20 protein-coding genes and 2 pseudogenes are annotated in these 23,980 nt (G+C 73.5%); 9 read left to right on the top strand and 13 right to left on the bottom strand.

The annotated features are described in order from the left end of the window. A pseudogene (locus tag H1A17_RS06890) lies at positions 1–489 on the top strand (hypothetical protein); the annotation flags it as partial. A 242-nt stretch (positions 490–731) separates the two neighbouring features. On the opposite strand, the gene H1A17_RS06895 reads toward H1A17_RS06890, so the two are convergent. From H1A17_RS06895 to H1A17_RS35810, 4 genes and pseudogenes are all read right to left on the bottom strand, one after another. After that, positions 732–4,997 carry a family 43 glycosylhydrolase gene (locus H1A17_RS06895; protein ID WP_194821409.1) on the bottom strand — a complete coding sequence of 1,422 codons (4,266 nt, stop codon included), beginning with the start codon at positions 4,995–4,997 and terminating at the stop codon, positions 732–734. Positions 4,998–5,140: 143 nt separating this feature from the next. Next, positions 5,141–5,581, bottom strand: a complete 441-nt coding sequence (locus H1A17_RS35800; RefSeq protein ID WP_375372793.1) for a GNAT family N-acetyltransferase — start codon at positions 5,579–5,581, stop codon at positions 5,141–5,143. After that, positions 5,538–5,759, bottom strand: coding sequence for a helix-turn-helix domain-containing protein (locus H1A17_RS35805; RefSeq protein ID WP_375372794.1), 222 nt, complete (start codon positions 5,757–5,759; stop codon positions 5,538–5,540). Before H1A17_RS35805 ends, H1A17_RS35800 begins: the two co-directional genes overlap by 44 nt. 176 nt (positions 5,760–5,935) lie before the next feature. After that, positions 5,936–6,571, bottom strand: a pseudogene (locus H1A17_RS35810) (hypothetical protein); the annotation flags it as partial. Positions 6,572–7,208: 637 nt separating this feature from the next. Here H1A17_RS35810 and H1A17_RS06915 point away from each other — a divergent pair. Genes H1A17_RS06915 through H1A17_RS06930 form a run of 5 tightly spaced genes read left to right on the top strand, consistent with a single transcriptional unit; the run spans position 7,209 to position 10,342 of the window. Beyond that, on the top strand, positions 7,209–7,373 hold the full coding sequence (locus tag H1A17_RS06915) for a lasso RiPP family leader peptide-containing protein (protein WP_194821410.1): 165 nt from the start codon (positions 7,209–7,211) through the stop codon (positions 7,371–7,373). A gap of 24 nt (positions 7,374–7,397) precedes the next feature. Continuing rightward, a complete protein-coding gene (locus H1A17_RS34260) occupies positions 7,398–8,012 on the top strand; it encodes an ATP-binding cassette domain-containing protein (protein ID WP_228543051.1) in 615 nt (204 codons plus the stop codon). After that, on the top strand, positions 8,009–8,884 hold the full coding sequence (locus H1A17_RS34265) for an ABC transporter permease (RefSeq protein ID WP_145919576.1): 876 nt from the start codon (positions 8,009–8,011) through the stop codon (positions 8,882–8,884). The genes H1A17_RS34260 and H1A17_RS34265 overlap by 4 nt, the downstream gene beginning before the upstream one ends. A gap of 10 nt (positions 8,885–8,894) precedes the next feature. Beyond that, positions 8,895–10,067 carry an asparagine synthase-related protein gene (locus H1A17_RS06925; RefSeq protein ID WP_194821412.1) on the top strand — a complete coding sequence of 391 codons (1,173 nt, stop codon included), beginning with the start codon at positions 8,895–8,897 and terminating at the stop codon, positions 10,065–10,067. Further along, complete coding sequence (locus H1A17_RS06930; RefSeq protein WP_145919574.1) at positions 10,064–10,342, top strand: PqqD family protein; 279 nt, start codon at positions 10,064–10,066, stop codon at positions 10,340–10,342. The genes H1A17_RS06925 and H1A17_RS06930 overlap by 4 nt, the downstream gene beginning before the upstream one ends. On the opposite strand, the gene H1A17_RS06935 is transcribed toward H1A17_RS06930, so the two are convergent. The 4 genes from H1A17_RS06935 to H1A17_RS06950 form a co-directional block, all read right to left on the bottom strand. Next, complete coding sequence (locus H1A17_RS06935; protein WP_194821413.1) at positions 10,328–10,774, bottom strand: lasso peptide biosynthesis B2 protein; 447 nt, start codon at positions 10,772–10,774, stop codon at positions 10,328–10,330. The two genes, H1A17_RS06930 and H1A17_RS06935, sit on opposite strands and share 15 nt — an antisense overlap. Next, positions 10,767–11,714: a nucleotidyltransferase family protein gene (locus tag H1A17_RS06940; RefSeq protein WP_168222475.1), complete on the bottom strand. Its 948-nt coding sequence runs from the start codon at positions 11,712–11,714 to the stop codon at positions 10,767–10,769. Before H1A17_RS06940 ends, H1A17_RS06935 begins: the two co-directional genes overlap by 8 nt. Further along, entirely contained in the window at positions 11,711–12,553 is an 843-nt protein-coding gene (locus H1A17_RS06945; RefSeq protein ID WP_194821414.1) for a hypothetical protein, read from the bottom strand. The genes H1A17_RS06940 and H1A17_RS06945 overlap by 4 nt, the downstream gene beginning before the upstream one ends. Positions 12,554–12,650: 97 nt before the next feature. Further along, positions 12,651–15,356: a fibronectin type III domain-containing protein gene (locus H1A17_RS06950; protein ID WP_194821415.1), complete on the bottom strand. Its 2,706-nt coding sequence runs from the start codon at positions 15,354–15,356 to the stop codon at positions 12,651–12,653. Between the two features lie 405 nt (positions 15,357–15,761). Here H1A17_RS06950 and H1A17_RS06955 point away from each other — a divergent pair, with 405 nt between their 5' ends. Next, a complete protein-coding gene (locus tag H1A17_RS06955; RefSeq protein WP_145919569.1) occupies positions 15,762–16,319 on the top strand; it encodes a GNAT family N-acetyltransferase in 558 nt (185 codons plus the stop codon). Positions 16,320–16,333: 14 nt separating this feature from the next. On the opposite strand, the gene H1A17_RS06960 is transcribed toward H1A17_RS06955, so the two are convergent. After that, positions 16,334–16,939, bottom strand: a complete 606-nt coding sequence (locus H1A17_RS06960) for a YdeI family protein (RefSeq protein WP_145919568.1) — start codon at positions 16,937–16,939, stop codon at positions 16,334–16,336. Between the two features lie 105 nt (positions 16,940–17,044). Continuing rightward, the gene (locus tag H1A17_RS35290; protein WP_305070098.1) at positions 17,045–17,614 is read right to left on the bottom strand and encodes a TetR/AcrR family transcriptional regulator; all 570 of its coding nucleotides are present in this window, start codon (positions 17,612–17,614) and stop codon (positions 17,045–17,047) included. A gap of 59 nt (positions 17,615–17,673) precedes the next feature. On the opposite strand from H1A17_RS35290, the gene H1A17_RS06970 reads away from it, so the two are divergent. Beyond that, positions 17,674–18,414: an SDR family oxidoreductase gene (locus tag H1A17_RS06970; RefSeq protein ID WP_194821416.1), complete on the top strand. Its 741-nt coding sequence runs from the start codon at positions 17,674–17,676 to the stop codon at positions 18,412–18,414. 96 nt (positions 18,415–18,510) lie between these two features. Here H1A17_RS06970 and H1A17_RS06975 read toward each other — a convergent pair whose 3' ends face one another. Then, complete coding sequence (locus H1A17_RS06975) at positions 18,511–19,626, bottom strand: MerR family transcriptional regulator (protein WP_145919565.1); 1,116 nt, start codon at positions 19,624–19,626, stop codon at positions 18,511–18,513. 104 nt (positions 19,627–19,730) lie between these two features. Beyond that, positions 19,731–21,455, bottom strand: a complete 1,725-nt coding sequence (locus H1A17_RS06980; RefSeq protein ID WP_194821417.1) for a cellulose binding domain-containing protein — start codon at positions 21,453–21,455, stop codon at positions 19,731–19,733. A gap of 275 nt (positions 21,456–21,730) precedes the next feature. On the opposite strand from H1A17_RS06980, the gene H1A17_RS06985 reads away from it, so the two are divergent. Then, positions 21,731–22,300: a hypothetical protein gene (locus H1A17_RS06985; RefSeq protein ID WP_145919563.1), complete on the top strand. Its 570-nt coding sequence runs from the start codon at positions 21,731–21,733 to the stop codon at positions 22,298–22,300. A 288-nt stretch (positions 22,301–22,588) separates the two neighbouring features. Here H1A17_RS06985 and H1A17_RS06990 read toward each other — a convergent pair whose 3' ends face one another. Continuing rightward, the gene (locus H1A17_RS06990) at positions 22,589–23,797 is read right to left on the bottom strand and encodes an MFS transporter (protein ID WP_194821418.1); all 1,209 of its coding nucleotides are present in this window, start codon (positions 23,795–23,797) and stop codon (positions 22,589–22,591) included. Positions 23,798–23,980: the final 183 nt, after the last annotated feature.

A 23,980-nucleotide genomic window follows, 5' to 3' on the forward strand; every position in this document is an offset into this window, starting at 1 on the left:
GAGCAGCTCGTGGCCGCCGGCGGGGCCGTCCCGGACCGGCCCCGGCGCGCCGGGGCGTACCGGCGGTTCCTGGTGGCGGTGGACCGGGCGGTGCCCGCCGACCTGGAGGTGCACCTGGTCGCCGACGACCCGGCGCTGCACGACGCCCCGGCGGTCCGGGGCTGGTTGACCCGCCACCCCCGCTTCCACCTGCACCTGCTGCCGGCGGGTGACTCCTGGGCCGACCAGGTCCACCGCTGGTCGCGCCTGCTCGCCGGCCGCGCTCCGGTGGCCGCCGGGCCGTCCCCGGGCCCCGTCGCCCGCAGCGCCGACGACCCCGGGCCCGACGCCGGGGAAACCGCCGGCCGGGCGGGCGCGGCGCGCTGGGTTGCCGGCGCGGAGGAGATCCGCCGGGCACGGGCCCGACATCATGAACGGACTTCGGGCGCATCGGCGGTGATCGAACGACAGGCGTCCGGACGCCGGTCCATCCCGCCTACCGGCATGTGAGATGACGGAGTCGCATCGCGCCCCGGCCGCTGACCGGCATGGCGGTCCCCGACTTCCTCGCGGTCCTCATCGCCGTGTGGACGGTCGGCGCGCTGTGCCCGCCGCCCGTCGCCCGGACCGCCAACGGCGTCGCCCTGGTGGTGGTGCCCACCGCCCTGCTGCCCGGCCACGACGTGGCCCACCCCGAGGAGGTGCTGGACGCGCCGCCCGACGCACGATCGGGCGGCGCGTCCGGCCGGCGGCTACCGGACCGCCGGCACCCGCAGCACGGCCACCTCGCCGACGTTGCCGGCCACGTCGACCGCGCGGTAACGGATCCCGTGCGCCAGGTCGTCGAGCGGCACCGGCCCGGTCCAGGTGGTCCACTCTCCACCGTCGAGCCGGTACTCGACCCGGGCCACCCCGGAGTCGGTGTCCCGGCCGGTGACGACGAGCGCCCGGTCGACCAGCGTCGCCCCGGCGGTCGGGGCCACCCCGTCCACCTGCACCGACGTCGCCCAAAGTGTGCTCCACAGCAGGTTGACCCCCTGCGCCCGGTACTCGATCGTGTGCCGGCCGGCGGGCAGGGCCACCGGCTCCCGGTACGGGAACCAGCCTCCCCCGTCGATCTGGTACTCCACCAGCCGGATCAGCTCGCCGTGGGCCAGGGTGAGGGCGGCGTTCGCGCCGTACCAGCCGTCGGCGCCGGGGTCGGTGATCCGTAGCCGGGGCTGCCCGCCCCGGTAGCGCAGCGGCTCCACCCCGGTCAGGGTGGGCACCACCGGTTTGATGGTGCCGTCGTCGGCGAAGTACAGCCGGTCGATGGTGGTCTCCCGGTGGGTGCCGTCGCCGCCCGGGATGGCGAACCGGTGGTACGCCACGTACCAGTCGTCGGTGCCGGGCACCTGGACGATCGAGTGGTGCCCGGTGCCCAGGATGCCCTGGGCCGGGTCCTTGGTGAGGATCTCCCCCCGGCTGGTGAACGGCCCGAGCGGGCTGGCACCCATGCCGTAGCCGACCCGGTAGTTCTCGCTGCCGGTGTCGTCGATCGACCAGGACAGGTAGTACACCCCGTTGCGCTTGTGCAGGAACAGGCCCTCGCGGAAGCCGGTGAGCCCGGTCAGCCGGACCCGCCGGGCGACGTCGTAGGAGATCATGTCGTCGTTCAGCGGGACCACGTACGGGGTGCCGTTGCCCCAGTACAGGTAGCTCTTCCCGTCGTCGTCGGTGAAGACCGCCGGGTCGATCTGCTGGGCGTTGCCGTAGTCGGCCTTGCTCACCAGGGGCCGGCCGAGCGGGTCGACGAACGGCCCGAGCGGCGAGTCGGCCACCGCCACGCCGATGTTCTGCTGGGCCGAGAAGTACAGGTAGTACTTTCCGTTCTTCTCGATCGCGGCCGGCGCCCAGGCGTTGGTGTCCGCCCAGCTGACGTCCGGGCCGAGGTCGAGGATGGTGTCGTGGCCGGTCCAGTCGACCAGGTTGCGGCTGGACCACACGGTGAACGTCGAGCTGCCCCAGCCGGGGAAGCCGTCGGTGGTGCCGTAGATGTAGTAGGTGTCGCCGAACCGGACGATGTTCGGGTCGGCGTTGTACCCGGGCAGCACCGGGGTGTTCATCGGCACCGCCCGCACCGTCCAGGCCCGGCTGGCCCCGGCGGCGCTGGTGACGGTGACCGTCACCGGTCGGGTGTAGTTGCGCGGCCCGGCGGGCCTGACCGTCGAGGTCGGGGCGACCAGGTAGCGCGGGGCGAGGCTGGTCAGGTCGGTGCCCGGCCGGACCGGCAGGGTGATCGTGCCGCTGGCGGCGTCCACGACGGCCGGCACCTTGAGGCTGTCGAGTTCGACGGCGACGACGCTGGTGCCGTTGCTGCCGAGCGCGGCCACCTCGGCGTCGGTGAGCGCCCGGTTGTAGAGGGAGAAGTCGCGGATCCGGCCCTTGAGGTAGCGGTCGCTGGCGTACTGGGAGCGGCCCAGGTAGTTGGCGGTGGTCCGGCCGCCGCCGATGTCGCCGGGCGCGAGGGTCAGCCCGGTCTTCTCGGCCACCCGCACCCCGTCCAGGTAGATCCGGGCGGTGCCGGCCCGGTTCAGGGTGTACGTCAGGGTCTTCCACACCCCCCGGGGCAGCGCCCGGCCGCCGGTGACGGTCTGTTCGCCGGTCCAGTTGCCCAGGCTGATCGAGGTCCGGTAGTCGTTGCCGGTGGTGAACAGGTAGCCGTTGCCGACGCCTGCGGAGTCGGTGTTGCCGAGCCCCCAGACGAAGTACGGGGTGGCCTGGTCGGCGGCGATGTTCACGTCCATCGACACGGTGATCTCGTCCAGCCCGGACATGATGTTGTCGGGCAGGTCGACGTGGCCGTCGGTGCCGCCGAGGGTGAGGCTGCCCGAGTCCCAGCGGGCGTCACCGGCCAGGGTCGCGTGGTGGCCGTTGCCGGAGTCGTCGGTGACCGTGCCACCGGTGGCCTGGTCGAGCCGGTAGTGGGCCACCACCCCGTCGGCGTTGGCCGCCACCGGGGGCGGCGCGTCGGTCAGCGCGTCGAGTTCGGCGCGGGTGACCGGGATGACGGTCCCGTGCCGGGGGCTGGCCGGCAGCCGGTAGGAGGCCGGCACCTTCCAGTTCGGCCTGGCCAGGTCGTCGGTGCCCAGCGGGATGTAGCCCCGGCCGCCGTACTCGTCGACGAACAGGTAGTACCGCGAGCCGGAGGTGTCGCCGGGGTTGGCCTTGAACACGGTGGGCCCCTCCACGGCGGAGGTGCCGGCGTCGCGGCCGATGCACGAGTCGAGCATCGTCCAGGCGGGTCGGCCGGGCAGGTCCACGGCGGTCAGCGAGGGGGACTTCTCCTGGATGATGTCGGAGCAGCCGGTGCCACCGCCGCCCTCGTCCTTGGTGAACCGGTAGTAGGTGTCGCCCTCGCGGATCATCGTGGAGTCGATCCGCGACTCGCCCCGGTCCTGCCAGATCGTCGCCGGGCTGAACGTGACGAAGTCGCGGGTGGTGGCGGCCAGCATCCGGTTGTACGTGTTGCCGGTGTGCTCCGGGTCGTTCTCGGCGAACAGTTTCGAGGCCCAGAAGACCAGGTACTCGCCGCGCTCGGCGTCCCAGTACGCCTCCGGTGCCCAGGTGTTGCCGGCGGTCGGCGGGGACACCTCGACGTGCCGCTGCGCCGACCAGTTGACCAGGTCGGTGGACTCCCACACCTCCAGGTAGCGGCTGCCCCGGCGCTGGGCGGCGTCCCAGTCGCCGTTACGGCCGATCGACAGGTCGGTGGCGATCAGGAAGAACCGGTCCCCCTCCGGGCTGCGGATCAGGAACGGGTCGCGCAGGCCCCGGGTGCCGTGGGTCGACTCCAGTTTCGGCTGGCCGCCGTTGACCTCGGTCCACTGGAGGGCGTTGTTGCCCCGGCTGGCGGCGAAGTAGATCTTCTCCCCGGCGATGGAGTTGCCGGTGAAGTAGCTGAACGCGTAGCCGGCGTACGGCGCGGGGGCCGGCAGCTCGCGGACGGTCAGCGTGATGGTCCGTTCGACGGTGCCGGCGCCGACGGTGACCGTGGCGGTCACCGGCACCGTCGTGTCGCCCGTGCCGTGCGCCGGACGACGCACCACGCCGTCGGCGGCGACCACCTCGGGTCGGGCCGAACGCCAGCGGACTGTCGCGTCGTACCGGCCGGTGGCGGGCATGGTCAGGTTGCCGCGCACGTCGTCGGCGTGCACCAGGGTCAGGGCGGCGGCGGCCGCCTCGGCCCGGTCCTGGTCGGACTCCCCGGGTTGCGCGACCACCGCGACCTCTGCGGCGGTGAGGGCCCGGTCGTAGATCCGGAAGTTCGCCACCCGTCCCTTGAGGAACCGGTCGGTGGCGTAGTTGGACCGGCCCAGGTGGTTGGCGGTGGTGACGCCGTTGCCGACGGCGCTGGGCGGCACGGTGACGGCGGTGTTGCGGGCCACCTGCACGCCGTCGGCGTAGAGGGTGCCGGTGGTGCCGGTCTGGGTGTAGACGACCGACTTCCACACGCCCCGGGGCAGGTTGCCGCCGGTGCCGGTGACCTTCTCGCCGGCCCAGTTGGTGGTGGTGATGCCGGCGCGGAAGGCGTCGCCGCTGGCGAACAGGTAGCCGGTGCCGGCGGCGGAGGTGGCCGGGTTGCCCAGGCCCCAGAGGAAGTACGGGGTCTGCTGTGCCGGGTCGACCAGGACGTCCACGGCCACGGTGAGCGAGGAGCGGCCGGACAGCAGGTTGTCGGGCAGTTTCACGTGGTCGTCGACGCCGTCGAGCAGCAGCCCGTCGGTGCCGGTCCAGGTGCCGCCGCCGACCAGGGTGCCGTCGTTGCCGTGGCCGGAGGTGTCGACGACGGTGGTGCCGGTGCGCTGGTCGAGGTCGTAGCGCAGCAGCAGCCCGTCGGTGACGTCGGCGGCGGCGGCCGGGGCCGAGGTGGCGGGGGCCAGCGCGGCGAGGAGGGTGAGCACGGTGGCGGCGACGACCGTGCGGGTGCGGCGGGGGGTGGGGGTGCGGTGGTGGTTCCGGGGAACTGCGGAGGGCATGGGGGATTCCTCGGCGTTGTGAGCGTTAACAGGCTGGAATTGTCAACGCAACAATCAGACCCCGTCAAGGATGCGCCGCCCGCCGATGCGCTGCGCGCACGCCCGCTCACCAACCGGGAGGCAGCCGCCCCCGGGCCGCCGGGCTACCTGATCCGACGGGTGGAGCGGGCCACGATGTCCGCGTACTCCGGGTGCCGGCCCAGCCAGTCGGCGAGGAACGGGCAGATCGGCACCACCGTACGGCCCCGGGAGCGGGCGTCGTCCATGACCGCGCGGGCCAGCGTCGAGCCGACGCCCCGCCCCTCGAACGCCGGGTCGACCTCGGTGTGCGTGTAGGCGATGATGGCCCCGGTCAACTGGTAGGTGACCACTCCCGCCAGCGCCCCGGTCTCGTCGCGCGCCTCGAACCGCTCCCGGTCCGGCGCGTCTGTCACGGTGAACTCCACCCGACCATCCAAACACGCCGACCGGCGGCGCACCGGCGGGCGTGGTCCGTCGGCCGGTGCTGCGCCGGGCCGCCCGGTGGCGGGACCTGCTGGATCAGGACCGCAGGGTGTGGCTCGGCGGCTGGCCGTAGGCGGCACGGTAGTCGGTGGCGAACCGCTTCGCGTCCACGAATCCCCACCGGGCGGCGATCGCCGCGACGGTGTCGCCGGCCGCCGGGTCACCGTCGAGCAGGTCGCGGTGGGCGCGGTCCAGCCGGACCCGTCGGGCGTACCGGGCCGGGGTGGTGTCGTGGTAGCGGCGGAACGCGTACTGCAACCCCGGGCGGACACCCCGGCGGCCTCGGCCAGTTCCGCCAGCGACACGTACCGGTCGGTGTGCGCCTGGACGTAGTCCATCGCCCGGCGTACGACGGCCGGCGAGACGGTGCCCGGGTCCCGCTGCCGGGGGACGCTGGAGTTGCTCGGGAAGACCGCCAGCGCCGCCGTGGCCAGCATGTGCCGGACCTGCCGGACGATCAGCGGATTACCGGCCAGGTCGTCGTCGGCCAGCACCACCTGCCGCACGTACGCCAGGGTGCCCAGCCAGTGCCGCTCCAGCCCGCGCGACATCGGGCGGAGGCTCTCGAAGCGCACCCCCGCCCCGGGGCCCTCCCGGCCCCGGGCGACCTGTTCGATCAGTGTCGTCGGGAGTCCGACGGTGAACGATTCGAGGGCGTCGCACTCGAGCTTGAGCGTGACGTCGGTGGGCAGCAGCACCACGTGGCCCGGTGTCACGCGGTAGGTGTCCCGGCCGTCGGTGACGACGAGGCGTCCGGCGCGCACCTGGATGACCCTGACGAATTCCCGCGCGATGCCGGACACCTCGACACCGGCCGAGTAGTGCAGGCCGTTCAGCGCGACATCACCGAGCATGGTGCCCATGCCCCGCAGTTGCACGCCCTCGGCGCCGACGGCGGAGTGCATGATGCTGACATCGGCGAAGGACGCCCGGAAGAAGGCGAGCACCTCGTCGACATCGGTCGTGGTGAACCGCTGCCAGGGCGGTGGCTTCACCCCGACCTCGGGATCGGCGTCCCCGGCTGGTCGTGCCGTCGACCGCCGGGTCAAAGGCGGCCGATAGCCCGCCATCCGTGCCTCCCGCAGTCACTCCCCCGGGCTGCGTGCCGACCGGCGGAAATCCAACAATGCCGCACTATAGGCGAAATCAGCAACGTAGGACATGCCGCGCCCTGAACCCGGCGCAACTCTCAAGCCTGGCATTCTCGATATACGCAACGAGGTAGTGAAAGACGAATAGCGGGCAGCGCCGAGCAGCATCGATTCGATTATCGACACGACGCAAGGAAGGGTTGCGGAAAGCGAAACAGTGGGTCGAAATTGCCCCCGTCCCGTCCCCACCCGAAGTCGTCACCGCCGCGACGGCACCGGAAACGGACCGTCCGGCACCCCGGGCCGAGACCGGCGGGACTGTGCACAGTGGATCGTCGACGCCCTCACAACCCGGGCTGGTCAACGGCCCCCGGCAGGCGACGGCCCCGGACGACGCCAGGTCCGTCCGGGTGCGACCCGGCCGGAGGAACCACCGGCGTGCCGCCGTGACCACTCGCGCGACGACGCGTTTATTCCGGGGACGGGCCAGCGACATCCGGCCGGTCATGTCGATGGTAGACATATGCGTGTATAAGCTAACATCCACAAAAATTGCCCGTTCGATCTCGCAAACGGGGTCAGCCTGGGCAGACGCCTATCGGAGTAAGGAACTGACATGGATTCACTCCGCGACATCGACGCCACCCCCACCGCATCCGAAACCCCGGGCTACCGACCCCCGACCGTCACCCGGCTCGGCACCCTCGCCGAACTCACCCAGGGCGGCACCGTCGGCCCCGACGACGGTCTGGGCGGACAGGGCGACGGCTCCCTGCTCTGAGCCGGCGGTGGGCACCGGATTCCGATGCTGCGGCTGCGGGGGGCGGGCCGGCGGTTCGGTCGACGCGTCGTCTTCAGCGACCTCGACCTCGACGTCGGTGCCGGTGGACGGGTGCTCCTGGCGGGGCCGAACGGGGCCGGCAAGACGACCCTGCTGCGGTGCCTGTCCGGCACGCTGACCCTGAGCACCGGGCAGGCCACCGTCGCCGGCCACCCGGTCGGCTCACCGGACGCCCGGCGCGCGACCGATGTGTGCCTGGCCCCGGAGCAGGGTCTCTACGAGCAGCTCACCGCGCACCAGAACATCACGCTCGTCGCCCGACTCCGGCTCCCCCGGCGGGCCGTCCCCGCCGCCGTCACCGGGATCGAGGAGGAGTTGGGCATCGCCCGCTACGCCAGCCTGCCGGTCGCCCGCTGCTCGGCCGGCATGCGCGCCCGGATCAGCATCGCCCGGTCGCTCGTCGCCGCCCCCGCGCTCCTGCTCCTCGACGAGCCGGGGCGCTCCCTCGACGAGGAAGGTCGACGGTTGCTCTGGCAGAGCATCGACCGGCGGACGGAGCTGACCTGTGTCGTCGCCTCCCACCACGCCGACGACGGCCGGCACTGCCGGCAACGGCTCACCCTGGTGGCGGCCGGATGACGCCGCTGACCGGCGCGCGCCCGCACCGCCGCCCGGCTCCGCCCGTCCCCGCCCCGGCACCCCGGCTCGGGCCGGGGGCGGGCGGTCGGGCCGTGCTCGCCCTGCTCCGACGGGACCTGGGCGAACGCCGGATGCTCCGGTTGCCGCTGCTGCTCGACCTGGTGTTCGGGGCGGTGAACCTGCTGGTTTTCCTGTTCATCTCCCGGTTGTTCTCCGCACCGCAAGCGCAGCGCCTGCCGGGCGCGACGACCTACTTCGACTTCGTCGCGGTCGGCATCACCTTCATGCTGGTGCTCCAGGCCGCGAGCACCCAGCTGACCTCCCGGGTGGCCCGGGAACAACGCAGTGGCACGCTGGAGCTGCTGGCCGCCCAGCCGGTGCCGGCGTACGCCCTCGCGGTGGGCACGGCTGCGTACCCGTTCCTGCTGGCGCTGCTGCGCGCCGGGGTCTACCTGCTCCTGCTGCACACGCTGCTCGGCCTGCACACCGGGCGGGCCGACTGGTGGGGGGTCGCCGTGGTCCTGGTGGCCGGCAGCGCGGCGATGATGGGGATCGGTATCGGGCTGACCGCGTTCGCCGTCGCCGCCGGGCACGGCGAGGCCGTGGCCCGGTTGCTGGTCGTCGGGGTGTCCTTCCTGTCCGGGACGTACTTCCCGGTGGCCGTGCTCCCCGGCGTGCTGCCCCCGCTGACCGCCGTGCTGCCCAGCCGGATCGCGCTGGACGGCCTGCGTGCCGCGCTGGCCGGCGATGCCTGGGGCACCTCGGCGCTCACCCTGCTGGCCGCCGCCCTCCTGCTGTTGCCCCTGTCGACCTGGGTCTTCGGCCGCGCGCTGCGCGTCGCCACCGCCCGGGGGACCCTGACCCGCGATTGAGGTGCCGCCCATGCCCCGTCCGACCCCGTTCGACATCGCGACCGGCACCGTGCTGGGCGCGGGCCCGCCGATGCCGCGGACCGTTGCCCCGGCCGCACCGGACCCGCTCGCCGCGCTGGACCGGGCGGTGCTGCCCGCGCTGCGCCGGCCGCCGTGCGTGGTGAGCTTCTCCGGCGGATTGGACTCGTCGCTGGTTCTCGCCGTCGCCGTCCGGGCGGCCCGGCGGGAGGGGCTGCCCGAGCCGTTCCCGGTCACCTGGCGGTTCACCGGCGCTCCCCGGGCCGACGAGTCACCCTGGCAGCATCGGGTCGTCGCGGCCCTCGGCGTCGGGGCCGGGTGGGAGGTCCTGCGGGCCGACGACGACCTCGACCTGGTCGGCCCGGTCGCCGGCCGGTTCCTGCACCGCTACGGGGTACGGCATCCGGTGAACCTGCACCTGCACCTGCCGCTGCTGGAGCTGGCCGGCGGCGGAAGCCTGCTCACCGGCCTCGGCGGGGACCAGGTGTTGGCGGGCTGGCGGCGGCCACCACCCCGGTCGGCCCGCGCCCACCTGGCCCGGGCCCGCGTCCTGGCCCGGGAACTGCCGCGCCGGCGTCGGCCGGGGCGGCTGTTCCCGTGGCTGCCGGCGGAGACGGCCCGACAGGTCGACCGCGCGGTGCGGGCCGAGCAGCGGGCCGAACCCCGCCGGCTCGGCCCCCGCATCGCCTGGCACGCCCGCCGCCGTGACCTGGTGATCACCCGCTCGGCCTTCACCGCCGTCGCCGAGGACCACGGCGTCACCCCGGTGCACCCGCTGCTCGACCACGGCTTCCTGGCGGCGCTCACCGCCCTGGCCGGCAAGCGGCACCGCACCTCCCGGGACGGGCTGCTCGCCGAGATCGTCGGCGACACCCTGCCGGCCGAGATCACCGCGCCCCGGCGCAAGGCCCACTTCCGCGAGGTCTTCCTGCGCACCCCGACCCGGGAGTTCGTCCGCTCCTGGGACGGCACCGGCGCGGTTCCGGAGCTGGTCGACGTGACCGCGCTGCGTGACACCTGGTCCCGCTGGCCGATCCCCGGCGGCACCGCCGCCCTGGTCCAGCAGCTCTGGCTCGCGACCACCCCCGCCCCCGGGTGCCCGCCGCAGACCGTGCCGCCGGCCGGCGGGCGGCGGTCCGGAGCCGACGCGGAGGTGGGTGGATGAGCCGGCGGGAAGGCGTGCACCGGGTGGATCCGACCCGGGTGGCCTGGCGGCAGGCCGGCGACGAGGTGGTCGTCCTGGACACCGCCCGGTCCGTCTACTTCGGGCTCGACCGCCGCGCGGCGTTGCTGTGGCAACGCCTGGTCGACGGCGCGACCCAGCACGACCTGGTCACCACCCTGATGGACGACGCCGCCGTGGACCGGGAGCGGGCGAGCGCCGATGTCACGGCCTTCCTCGACGACCTGCACCGACACGGCCTGCTAGCGGGGGCGTGACCGCCGTCGGCCCACCCGGCCCAGCCAGTCCGGCGGGGTGGGCCGACGGAGGATCTCCACCATGGCCTCCCGTTCGGCGTCGGTGTCACCGTCGAGCCAGGCGTGGGCGTGGAAACCGGCGCTCGGGGCGGTCACCCCGATCACGACCGTCCGGGCGACCCGCTGACCGCCGTACCAGCGTTGCAGCACCAGGGAGCGTTCCAGGCAGGTGGCCCCCGTCCGCCGCAGCACGCCGAACACCACCGCGCGGTGGGCGGCGGCGTCGGGCGGCGGCGCCGGCAGCCTCAGGTCGGTCAGGCCGTGCCGGGCGAGTTGCCGGCGGGCCTGACGGACCGCCCGGCCCGCCCAGAGGGCCGTCCGGACCGCCGGCAGGCCGCCCCGGCGCAGCGCGCGCGCCACGGCACGCGGGATCGACCGGCGGCGGTCAGCCATGGCCGGAGCGCCGCGCCAACCGGGTCGCGGTCCGCAGCTCCCGCACCGCCGTCGGCAGGCTGGCGACCTGCCGGGCGAAACGCAGCAGGTACGCGGCCAGCAGACCGACCGGACCACGCCGGGCCAGCCGGCTGCCGTGCCGCATCGCGGTCGGCGGCGGCAGAAGATACGGCACCAGGTGCCGCCACCGGTCCCGTCCCGCGGGCAGCTCGGCGAGCCGGGCCAGCACGTAGGCGGGGCCGGAGACCCGGCGCACGGCGGCCCACTGCGTCCGGCTCGTCCGCCGGGGCAGGCCGAGGCGGTCCGCCAGTTCCGCGCCCCCCGGCGCCAGACGCAGCCCGAAGCCGAACGCCGGCACCGCGTCGGTCTGCCCGGCGAGCACGGCGGCCGCCCGCCACACCTCGACCGGGAAGACCCGCAACGCCCTCAGCAGGTCGGCGTACGGCCGGCCGGACCGACCCGGGGCCGCGGCGTGCAGGGCGACCAGCAGGGCGGTGGCGGCCACGTCGGGGACGGCCACCGTGCCGCCGGCCAGCGGCAGCGACTCCGCCGACGCGGACAGCAGGGTCCAGAACGCCTGCGGGTCGCCCACCCCGTGGAAACCCCGGTGCAGGTCGACGACGAGCGGCACCGGACCGGGCGCGTGCCAGGGACGTTCGTGCCAGAGCAGCCGGGGATCGGGGCGGCCCGGCGGCAAAGCGCTGCGGAAGCCCGCCGTGGTGAGGATCCGCCCCGCCTGGTCGTAGTCGTCGGGCGCGACCAGGAGGTCGACGTCGGAGTAGACCCGGCTGCCCTCGGTGCCGAGCCGACGGGCCAGTCCGGCCCCCTTGAGCAGGACGGCCGGCACCCCCCGGTCGGCCAGCCGGGCGCTGGTCGCCACGGCGGCCGCGTCGAGGGCGAGGTGCCGGACCGCCACGCTGGTGGCCCGCGGTGCGGTCACCGGGACGCCGCCACGGCCCGCGCGGCGGTGAGGGTCCGCTCGACCAACCGCAGGGTCGGCCCGAACGCGGCCCAGTCACGCGGCCGGGTGAGGTCCCACGCCGGCAGGGCGGCGAGGCCCAGCAGTGCGGCCGGGTCGGTGGGCAGCCCGCGCCAGGACCGGCATCCGGCGAGCCGGGCCAGCAACTCGGCCGGGGGCACCGGCGTCACCGCCGGCGTCGGGCCCCAGCCGAGGAAGAGCCAGCCGCCCAGCGGGGTCCGTTCGGCGATCGGCGGCAGGGCTACCCGCAGCCGGTCACCGGCCCGGACCGTCCGGGTGGGCAGTGCCGGCCCCGGCACGGGTTCCCGCAGGTCGACGCAGCGCGGACCGGCGTGGACCTCGGTGTGGTCGACGACCAGGATGTCGTCGGCGACCACCGGCACGTCCCGGGCGGCCAGGGCGGCGAGCAGGCTGCTCTTGCCGGCGGTACGCGGGCCGACCACCGCCCAGGCCCGCCCGGCGTGCACGAACGCGCCACTGTGGAAGGTCTCCCGGCCGGCCCACCGGTTGAAGACGGTCGCCACCGGGGCGAGGTAGGGGTGGGCGAGCAGGTCGGGTGCGAGCGGCGGCCCGTAAAAGGTGGCGGTGCCGCGCCGCCGGTCCACGGCGAGGGTGCGCCCGTCGGCGAGGACCCGTACCCCGCCGTCGAGGTCGAGGGGGGCCGATGGCGGCGGCGCGGCGGTGGTCTGCCGGATCCGCACCGACGGCCACCCCGGGCGGCTGCCGGCCGGGGCGAGTTCCTCGACCTCGTCCAGCCCGTGCACGCACAGGCCGTAGACGGGCCGTCCGGTCGGTGCCATCGCTCCCCCGTTCATGTCCTGGTCAACGACGGTCGCCGCCGGGGCGGTGCGGGTGGCGGTCGCGGTGACCCGCCACCCGCAGCCCGACGACGACGCCTCAGCGCACGGTGCCGGTGATCAGGCTCAACTTCGTGGACTCGGCCAGCCGGCGGGCGTCGAGCGCCCGCTGCTTGGCCGACTTCGCCTTCGTGGCCGTCTTCCCGGTGCCCGCGATGGTCGGGGTGTCACCGGTGCCGAGGGCGTCGATGTCGTACGCGATCCAGAACGTGCCCGGCGTGTCGACGGCGAAGGTGAGGGCGATGTGCACCTGTCCGCCCGGCCGCAGACCACCCAGGTCGAACGGGATGTTCAAGGTGGTGGCCAGCCCACCGCCGGGCGGACTGGTGGCCGGCGCGTCCATCGACAGGTTCCAGACCAGCAGTGTCTCCCCGGTGCTGATGGTGATCGAACTGGTCGGGTTGACCGGATTGACCAGCCGCAGGTTGGAGTGGATGGCCGGGGACGAGCCGCCGGGCAGCGGTGCCCCGTTCTCCTGGCTCAGGCTGGTGATCCTGACCCGGGCCTGGGTGATCGGCGCGCTGGACCGGTTGGTGATGGTGCGCCGGATGGTCAACGTTCCCGGGCTGCCGTTGACCCGGACCCGGTTGGGAGCGACGCCCTGGGCCACGCCCGGGTCGAGCAGCGTCGACTGCATTGCGTTGTTCTGCTGGTAGGTGCCCAGACTGTTCTGCGGCGACGGGGTGCCCAATGCCGACGGCACCCCGTTGATCGGGCCGAGCACGGTCGCCACCAGCCGGAAGTCCGCCGCGTTGTCGTTGGTGTCCTGCGGCTTGCCACCGACGAGCAGCCGGTTCCAGGCATAGGGCACGAACGGTGGGCTGCCGAAGGCCGGCAGCGGGGTGCCCTCAAAGAAGCCCGGCGTGGAGCCGGCCGAGTCGGTGACAGTGTGCGCCGTGTCCGGCGCGACCAGTCGCAGGCCGTCCTGACCCAGACCTGACACGACCAGATCGGGCTGGATGTTGGGCAAGGAGTAGGTGGGGCCCACCACCAGGAACCCGCGACGCGGTGGGAGCGTTCGCGCGCTGCCCGGGATGACGACGACCACACCGCCGGGGGCCTCGATCCGGAACCCGGCGATCGGCAGGTCGAGCTGAGTGGTGTTGGTGACCGTGATGTACTGGTCGCTGAGACCGGTGAGGCCGGACTGGGCGAACTGGTTGATCTCCAGTTGGCCCGGTGCGGCGGAAACCTCGACCGCGACCTTGTTCGAGACTGCCTCGGCGTTGGGGTCGACCCCGTCGTACTGCACCCGGAACACGTTGAGACCGAACGCCGGCATTTGCAGGTCGAAGGAGGACCGGTTCAGCGCCACCGGGAACGTCCCCAGCCTCGCCTCGACCCCGTTGGGTTCCTCGTCGATCAGCGTCACGGTCCCGTCGGCCTGGCCCGGCCCGATGACCACCTCGAAGTGCACCGGGGTGCCGAAGGTGGTGACGTTGGTAGAGGCGGTCAGGGTGACCACGCTCCTGGGTTGCACCACCAACCGGATCAGCCTGGTGGCGGTGAAGCCGTTGGCGTCGGTGACCCGGATGGTGGCCGGGTACGTGTTGGCAACGGTCGGCCGGCCGGAGATCAGCCCGGTGGCCGGATCGAGGGTCAGCCCGGGTGGCAGCGCGCCGTCAGCCAGCCCCCAGACGAACGGCGCGGTGCCGCCGACGACGGTGAGCAGGTCGGCGTAGATCGCGTCGACCTCGGCCAACGGCGGTGCCGGGAAGTTCAGGACGGGCGCCTGGTTGACGGTCAACACGATCAGCCGGGTGCCGGACCTGGCCGTCGCGTCGACCACCCGGATCACCACCGGGTAGTCACCGGCCGTGGTCGGCACCCCGGAGATGCCGTTGGTGACCGGGTTGAGGATCAACCCGGGAGGTAGCGCGCCGGAGGCCACCGACCAGGTGAACGGTGGCACGCCGTGGGTGACGTTCAGGGTGGCGGTGTAGGCGACCCCGACGGTGGCGGCGGTCGGCGCGTCGAACAGCAGCGTCGGCGACACGTTGGCGGTGACCGCCTCGGACAGCGGCGACTCCGGGCCGGTGCCCTGCGCGTTGCGGGCGGCCACGGTGAAACGGTAGGTGGTGGTCGGGGTCAGGCCGGTCACCGTGTTGGTGGTGGCCGGGCCGAACGTCTGGGCGGCCTGCGGCACCCCGGCCACGTACGGGGTGACCTGGTAGCCGGTGATCGGCGAGCCGCCGTCCGGGCCGGGGGTCCAGCTCAGCACGGCCGAGGCGGTGTCGGCGGTGACCGCGATGATGGTCGGGGCGGCCGGCAGCGCGAGCAGCTTGGCGGCCTTCGAGCGCGGGCTGGCCGGGCCGGTCCCGGCGGCGTTCTTCGCCGCCACGGTGAAGGTGTAGCGACCCTTCGCCGCCAGCCCCGAGAGTTTCCGGCTGGTCTTCGAGGCGTCGAAGGAGACCGAGCGGATCTTCTTTCCGTCGCGGTAGGCGGTCACCGCGTACCCGGTGATGGCGGTGTCCGGCGAGGCCGGCGCCTTCCAGGTGACCGTGGCCGTGGTGCGGAAGCGGGTGGCGGTGGGTGCGGCCGGGGCCGGCGGGGGTTTCGGCCGGGCCGCCACGGTGGCGGTCGGCGCGGCCGGCAGCGGGCGGTGGAGTGTGGACGCCCGGGCCGGCGGGGCGGACCGCCCGGGGTCGCGGGCCGAGGCGGGGGTGGGGGCGACGAGCAGGCCGGCGAGCAACAGCAGGGCGGCGACGAAGGCCGTCCGTGGGTGGAGACGGTGCACCAGGGACATGACGTGTTCTCCCTCATCGGGGGGCGGTGGGCCACCCACGGAGGAAGGGACGAGGCCGCAGTTCGGCTCTGGACCGCGTGCCTGATGCCCTCGTACCGCGCAGGTGACCGGCGGAAATCGACCCCGCTCCCCGCCGTCGGCGGGTAGCTGAGTCTCGATCCGTTCCTACCAGTTTTCCCAGGTCAGAGGGGTTCCGCAGGGGTGCCGACCCGGACCTGCGGAGTGCTCGCGCGGGCAGCGTCGCCTACCTGACACTTCGGATCTGCGCGTACCGGAACCGCCGGTTCCGCCGCCGGAACCGGCACCCGGGCGGACGCCGCCGGGACGCCGTCCGCCGGCCACCCGGGGCCCTCCGTCCGCCACCCGGGCCCGGTCACCCTCGCGGGTCGGTTAGAGTCCCGCCGCATGGACGGCACCACACTGCGCACCGCACGCCTGCGACTGCGCCCGGTACGGGACGGGGACGTCGACCGCATCCTCGAATACCGCAACCTGCCCGAGGTCACCTACTGGCTGTTGCGGACCGAGGTGGAGCCGGCGGCGTTCCGGGCGGCCTGGCGACGCGCGGCGGCGGACCCCGACGACCACGGCATGGCGGTGACCCTGGACGACCTGGTGATCGGCACGGTCTCGCTCGACGTGGTGGACGGGATGGGCCAGCCGGGCCGGCCACCCCGGACGGAGGCGCAGCTCGGCTACATCTTCGACCCGGCCCACGGCGGCCGGGGCTACGCCACCGAGGCGGTCGCCGTGATGGTGGGCCACGCCTTCGACCGGTTGGGTGTCCGCCGGATCACCGCCGGGTGCTTCGCCGACAACCTGGCCTCGGTCCGGGTGCTGGAGAAGGTCGGGATGCGTCGGGAGCAGCACGGCGTCGGCGACTCCTGGCACGCCGAACGGGGCTGGGTGGACGGCTACACCTACGCGCTGCGCGCCGACGACTGGCGCGCGACGCGGCGGTAGGCGGTCGCCCGTGCTCACGGTGTGCGTGGTGGCCTGGCCTTCTGCGGATGGATCGTCTCGTGGCGGGCCAGCATCGCAACGAACTCGCCGATCTTCCGTTCGCGGGTCTGCGCCCGCTTGACGGCGTTGAGGCGGTGGCCGAGCGCGAACCGGTTGGTGCTGGTGAGCACGTCGAACATGGCCTGGGCGGCGGGGTCGGCGGCGATGGCGGCGAGCAGGTCGGCCGGAACCTCGGCCTCCGACGGCGGGGCGTAGGCCGCCGCCCACCGCCCGTCCGCTTTGGCGGCCTCCACCGCCGCCCGGCCCGAGGGCTGCATCCGCCCCTGCTCCTCCAGCCGGGCCACGTGCGCGACGTTGCGCTGCGACCAGGCACTGCGCGGCCTGCGGGGGGTGTACCTGATCCAGGAGCTCTCCTGGTCCCGCTTGCGGGCCTGCCCGTCGATCCAGCCGAAGCACAGCGCCTCGTCGACCGCCTGTTGCCAGGTCAGCGTCGTGACGGTGCCGCCCTTGCGGGTGAGGGCGAGCCACACTCCGGGCGAGGTGGCGTGGTGGGCCGACAGCCAGGCGCGCAGCGCGTCCGCGTCGGTGACGATCAACTCGTCGAGTTCGGCGCTCGCCATGGGAGGCAGGTTAGCCGCTGCCGGTGACAATTCCACCCGGGTCGGTGCCTCCTCGGCCGCTGCGACGCCGCACCGGCCGGCGAGACGCGGGCCGTCAGGGCCGGTTCACCGGCCGGGCGCGCGGAGGCCGTCGACGAGGATGGCCAGCAGGCGCGGCCCCCGGCTGTCGAGTTCGGTGTCGTCCAGTCGGGAGAGCCAACCGATCAGGACGATGACGTCCCGGGCCTCGGCGTCGGCGCGGATGCTGCCGGCCGAGCGGCCGGCGGCGAGCAGCAGTTCCACCGCCTCGCCGATCGGGCCGAGACTGTGCGCGGCGAGGTCACGCCCGGTCGCCGCCTCGACGGCGGCGAACACGTCCCGCTTGACCCGGGCGTAGGCGGCCACCCGGTCGAACCAGGTCGCCAACGCCGCCACCGGCGGGTGGGTGGCCAGCAGGTGCGGGGCCGCGGCGACCAGGTCGTCGACCTCGTGGCGGTACACCTCGACGAGCAGGTCCTCCCGGGTGGGGAAGTGCCGGTACAGGGTGCCCTGCCCGATGCCGCAGGCCTTCGCCACCGCGTTGAGCCTCAGCTCGCCCGGTTCGTGCACCAGGTCGCGGGCCGCGCGCAGGATGCGTTCGCGGTTGCGTCGCGCGTCGGCGCGGGACGCCGCCGCACCCTTGACAGAAGCGGACACGTGTCCGTTAGGCTCGTCGGAGTAACCGGACATGTGTCCACTCTACCCCGAGGAGCATCATGACCATCCCCGGAAAGGTCGTCGCGATCACCGGTGCCAGCAGCGGCATCGGCGCGGCGACCGCCCGCCACCTGGCCGCGCTCGGCGCGTCCGTCGTCCTCGGCGCCCGCCGTACCGACCGGCTCGACCGCCTGGTCGCCGAGATCGCAACCACTGGTGGCACGGCGGTCGCCGCCCGGGTCGACGTCACCGCCCCGGACGACCTGCGGTCCCTGGTCGCCCTCTCCGTCGAGCGTTTCGGTCGGCTGGACGTCCTGGTGGGCAACGCCGGGATCAGCAGGATCGGCACCGTCGCCGAGCTGGACGTCGAGGGCTGGTCGGCGATGGTCGACGTGAACGTCAAGGGCATCCTGCACGGAATCGCCGCCGCCCTGCCCGTCTTCACCCACCAGGGCAGCGGTCACCTCGTCACGGTCGTCTCGACCTCCGGCCTGAAGATCGTTCCCACCCAGGCGGTGTACGCCGGGACGAAGAACGCGGTGCGCACCCTGCTGGAGGGCCTGCGGCAGGAGAGCACCACCGGAGCGCTGCGGACGACGTCGATCTCCCCCGGTTACGTCCGCACCGAGTTCGTCGACCACGCCGTCGACGACCCTGCGGTACGCGAACAGGTGCAGCGGGACATGGCCGCGCTCGGCCTCGACCCCGGCGCGGTCGCCCGCGCGATCGCCTTCGCCATCGACCAACCCGACGACGTCGAGATCGGCGACCTGACCATCCGACCGACCCGCCAGGGCTGACTGCGCGTCGGCCCCGGCCGGTCCCACCCGGGCGTCCGGCGGAGCGGCCGGCACAGCCACGTCGGCCGCGCCCCACGGCGGCCCCCGGCCGGCTGCTCACGCCACGAGCAGGCGCAGGCCCAGCTCCGCGGAGTCGCGGCGCAGCAGGTCCCCGTTGCGTTGCGCCCACCGACCCGAGGCCAGATCCTCCCGGAGCATCCCGACGGCCCGTCGTTCCGCCTGCGGCCCGACCCGGGTCCACACCGACACCGCGCGCCGCACCCGCTCGTCCAGGTACGCCTCCGGCCGCCGCCAGTACGCCTCGAACAGGCCGTCGGCGCAGTCCCACGGGACGTCGACCGGCTCGGCGCGCCCGCCGATCGCGCGGGTCAGCTCGCCCAGCGGGGGCCAGTCGACCAGCAGACCGGCGAACTCCGGCAGGTAGTCGCGGGTCAGCCAGAACCGGTCCCGCCAACCGCTCTCGTCGGCGTCGTAGGTGAACACCACCACGCGGCGGGCCACCCGCCGCATCTCCCGCAGCCCGGCGATCGGGTCCGGCCAGTGGTGGACGGTGCTGACCGCCATCGCGGCGTCGAAGGCCTGGTCCCCGAACGGCAGCCGCCCGGCGTCGGCGGCCACGCACGACGCCGCGCCCACCGGACGCAGGGCCCGCATCACCGCCGACGGTTCCACCGCGGTGACCGCACGGTCGGGTGGCTCGTAGGAACCGGTGCCGGCCCCGACGTTCAGCACCGTCCGGGCGTCCCCCAGCGCGGCCCAGAGGCGCGCGGCGATCCGTGGTTCGGTGCGCCGCGTCGCCGGGTAGGCGGACCCGATGGTGTCGTACAACTGCGTGCCGAACCCGCGCAGTTGTTCCTCCGGTGTCGTCGCGATCCCCATCGCCCGCGCCTCCAGTTCCCGGTCGATGGCCGACACCATGGCGGCGGCCCGGTCGCGTTGGTCGGTCAGCAGACCGCGCAGCCGGCACAGGTGCGCGACGGGGTCGGTCGCCGGGTCGTCGACCAGGGCCGCGATCTCCCGCAGTCCGAAGCCGAGCCGCCGGTAGCCGAGCACCTCCCGCAGCCGTTGCACATCACCGGCGGAGTACGCCCGGTGCCCCGCCGCCGTGCGCGCGGACGGCGTCAGCAGGCCGATCTCGTCGTAGTGGTGCAGCGTCCGGACGGTGACCCCGGCCAGTTCCGCCACCCGTCCCACGGTCAGGTGTTCGTCCACGGCACCGACTATCTGCCCTCACGCCACGTGAGGGGCAAGCGCCCGCAACGGGTACGGCCGCCGCGGTGCCGCGGCGGCCGTACGGGGTTGCTCCGGTCGGCCGGTCAGGCCACCGTGCAGGGGATGCCGTTGAGGGTGAACGCGGTCGGTTTGGCGGTGTTGCCGGTGTGGTTGGCCTGGAAGCCGATCTCGACGGTGGCGCCGGGGGCGATCGTGCCGTTGTAGCTGACGTTGCGGGCGCTCACCTGGCCGCTGGTGGGCGAGATGGTGGCGCTCCAGGCCGACGTGACGGTCTGCCCCGACGGCAGGGTGAAGGCCAGCGTCCACCCGTCGATCGTCGCGGTGCCGGTGTTGGTGATGCTGATGCTGGCGGTGAAGCCGGAGTCCCAGGTGTTCATGGTGTAGCCGACCCGGGGTCCGCTGCCACCCGCCGTGGGAGTGGGGGTCGGGGTCGGGGTGGGAGTGGGGGTGGGCGTCGGGGTGGCCGTGGGCGTGACGGTCGGGGTGGGGGTCGGCGTGGTGCCGTTGATGCTGGTCACGAACGTCATCACGCTGCGCGCGGGCAGGTTGACGGTCAGCGAGCCGTTGGACATGGTCAGCGCGCTCTGCGGGGCGACGTTGCGGCTGCCGTCGGTCAGCCAGTTCTGCACGCTGCCCGACGCGGTGGCGCCGGAGAGGGTGAACTGCTGGCTCACCGCCGAGGTGTTCTTGTTGACCGCGACGATGACCACGGTGTTGCCGCTCCGGTAGGCCGAGACGTAGACGTTCGACGCCGGGTTGGCCGTGGCGTCGACGCGGACGTATCCGGGACGCACGAACCGGGCGTACTGGGCCATGATCGCGCCCCGCTTGCTGATCTGGCCGTCCTCGCGCATGGGGCCGTAGCTGCGCCGCAGGTACCACCAGACGTACGTCTGGAACTCGGCGTCGACCATGGACCGGTGGATGTGCTCGCCGACGTCGAGCGCCTCCGGCCAGGCGTCACCCGAGTTCGCGTTGCTGTTCGGGTAGTAGACCTCGGTCATCCACAGTTCCTTGCCCGCGCCCTTCTGCTTGAACAGCGGGTACGGGAAGTTCGAGTACGAGGTGCCGTAGAGGTGTGCCCCGATGATGTCGACGTTGGCCAGCGCGGTGGCGTCGTTGAGGATCGGGTCCGACATCGACTTGACGTACTGGAAGGACTCCGGCGCCATCACCCGGGTGCTGATCACCCCGGAGTTCTCCTTGAGGAACTTGACGATCTCGGCGGAGGTCCACCAGGTCCAGTCGTGGGCGTAGTCGGGCTCGTTCTGCACGGAGATGGCGTAGAGGTTGACCCCGTTGTTGCGCATGTACACGGTGAAGTCGTTCAGGTACTGCGCGTACGCCGCGTACGAGCTGGCCCGCAGGCGCTTGGCGTTGGTCTGGCTGCCCCGGGTGAACGTCTCGATCATGCTGGCCGGGGGGTTCCACGGCGAGGCGAAGACGGTCACCCCGAGTTCGGCCGCGCGCTTGGCCGTGGCCAGGTCACGGCTCCAGTCCGCCTGGCTCTCGCCGACCGGGATGCGCAGCACGGAGAAGCCGAGCCGCCCCTCGCCGGTGCCGAACGCCGTCTCCCGCTGGGCGGCGGTCAGGTCGCCGATCCAGCCGGCGTGGGTCATCGCGCCGTAGCCCTTGATCGTCTGCCGGGACGCCGACAGGTTGATGCTCGCCGGGGCGGCCGAGGCCTCCGTGGCCCCCAGGGCCGCCGTGGCCGCCGCGACGGGCAGCGCGCCCAGCGTGGTCAGGACGACGCGACGGCTCAGCGTTTTCCGCTCGCCGCCCGCCGGCCCATTCTGATCCTGCGTCATTTCTTTCGTCCTCCTGGTGGTGGTGATACGCGCCCTGCCGGTTCCATCGAAGCCGGTCGGCACCGATCTGCTGCGCCGCCACGGGGATGACCTGGACCTCACCGTCGGCGTTTCGACAGCACATATCGACTATGGTAATTGTGAACGTTAACGGCCGGAGTTTAGTTTCCCCTTCCGGAGGGGTCAAGCACACCGACCGCGTCCGGGGCCGCACCGGTGCGGGCGGCGACCGTGGGCGACCGGCCCGGACGGCCCGCCACCCGGCGGTTGCTAGCGTGACCGTCGTGACGGAGTTGGCGGAGCTGGTCCTGACCCCCGACGAGCGGGCCCGGGGAACCGGGGTCGACAGCGTGCTGTTCGAGATGGACTGGACCGGCGAGGAGGAGCCCGGCACCCTGGCGGCGTTCGTGGCCGAGCGGGTGCGGGCCTTCGGGGCGCAGCCGGCCGGCGTCGACACCGGCGTCGTCCAGCGGGCCGCCGGGGCCGACCCGACGCTGGGCCGGGGCGACCTGCCGATCCGCCAACTCGACCACCTGTCCGAGGTGCTGGCCCCGCTCGGCTGCACCCTCGCGGTACGCGACGACGGCACCGACCGCTACGCGGTGCTGGTCATGCTGACCGGCGGGCAGCCGCCGACCGGGCTGACCCACCGGGGCCTGCCGGTGCGGGCCTGGGGGTCGCCACCCGACGAGACCCTGGTCAGCCTGGACTGCCCCGGCTGCGGGGAGATGCTGGTCTGGCAACTGCCGGCCACCCGGAGCCTCGCCGACGAGCACTGTGACTGTGGAGCCGCACTGTTCGACGCCGCCGGACGCCCGCTGCCCGACGTCACGCTCCACGACTGAGCCGTCCCCTTCGGCGGAACGACCAATGGGTAATTGGGTACGGTTACCCGGCGTCGTCCGAATACCCCCCGGAACGGCTGGCTCACCGGATCCGGACCGGTGCCATTTCACCCGGCGGGCGAGGCGAATCCAACGGTCAATGATCCGATGTTCCACTGTTTCCGCATCGTCGACGGGAATGCCCTGCGGTAACTGCCGGGCAGGTGCGATTCGGTCCGCTCCAGCCGGGGATCGGGATGGTCGGGCACCGGCTGGAGCCAAACATCCGACCATGCGCCGGTACCGACGTCAGGCCCCGGGAGTCGACGCCTCCAACCGGCGGACGGCCCGGCTGGCCACCATGCCGAGCACGGAGAGCACCACCAGCACCGCGAGGATCAGCAGGGTGTCGCGGGTGCCGACCACCGCGGCGACCGGCCCGACCGCCACCTGCCCCAGCGGGATGGCCACGAACGAGCCCAACATGTCGTACGAGTAGACCCGGGCCAACCGGTCGACCGGGACGTGCTGGGCGATCGACGTCTCCCAGGCCACCGAGAACTGTTCCACGGCGATCCCGACCGCCACCGCGGCGGCCACCAACGCCACGAGGGTCGGGGTCAGGGCCAGCCCCAGCAACAGCAGCGACTCGGCGAACATGCATGCCACCCCGAGCAGCAGCAGCCGGCGTACCCGGATGCGCAACGCGACGATGCCACCGACGACCATCCCGACGGTCTGCGCCGCCAGCACCAGGCCCCAGGCGCTGCGGCCGATCGTCGCGTCGGCGACGGCCGGGCCGAGCACGCTCACCCCACCGGTGAGCGCCGCGTTGAGCACCATGAACCCGAGCACCACCACCCACACCCAGGTACGGGCGGCGAACTCGGTCCAGCCCTCCCGCAGGTCGGCGACGATGCCGGTACGGACGTCACCGCCGCGTGCGGCGGGCACCCGGACCCCGGCGAAGGCGACGGCCGCGAGGACGAAGGTGAACGCGTCGACGGCGAGCCCCCAGCCGGGTCCGACCGCGGCCACCAGCAGGCCGCCGAGCGCCGCGCCGCCGATCATGCCGGCGTTCATGCCCAGCCGGATGATCGCGTTGGCCGGCTGGATCAGCTCCGCCGGGACGGTCTGCGGGGTCGCGGCGGCCGAGGCGGGTTGGGCCAGGGCGCTCACCACCCCGTTGGCCGCGCCGAGCGCCAGCAGCAGCGGGATCGTCGCCGTGCCGGTGAGCACCAGGGCGGCCACCGCCGCCTGGGTCAGCGCACCGAGCAGGTTGGAGCCGACCAGCACCAGCCGGCGGGGGACCCGGTCGGCGAGCACGCCGCCGAAGAGCACGAACAGCACGTTCATCAGCGAGCGGGCGCCGACCACCAGCCCCAGGTCACGGACCGAACCGGTCAGGTCGAGCACGGCGAAGGCCAGCGCGACCGGGGCGACCGCGTTGCCCACCATGTTGACCAGCCGGCCGGCGGCCAGGCGACGGAAGGCGGCGTACCGCAGTGGGGCGAGCATGGCTGCCTCCGGGACGTGGGTGCGGGACCCGAGCACCCTAGCCAACGCCGGCCGGTGGCGCGGCCCCGCTGCGCCGGTCCGGCCGTCCACTGTCGCGACAGGTACAGGGGCATTGACCTGCGTGGCTTCACGACGCCGAGATCAACTTGTCACGCCCGCGACACGATCCGGCTCGACAGTGGG

Source organism: Micromonospora sp. S-DT3-3-22 (assembly GCF_015354745.1).
Taxonomy (GTDB): Bacteria; Actinomycetota; Actinomycetes; order Mycobacteriales; family Micromonosporaceae; genus Micromonospora; species Micromonospora wenchangensis.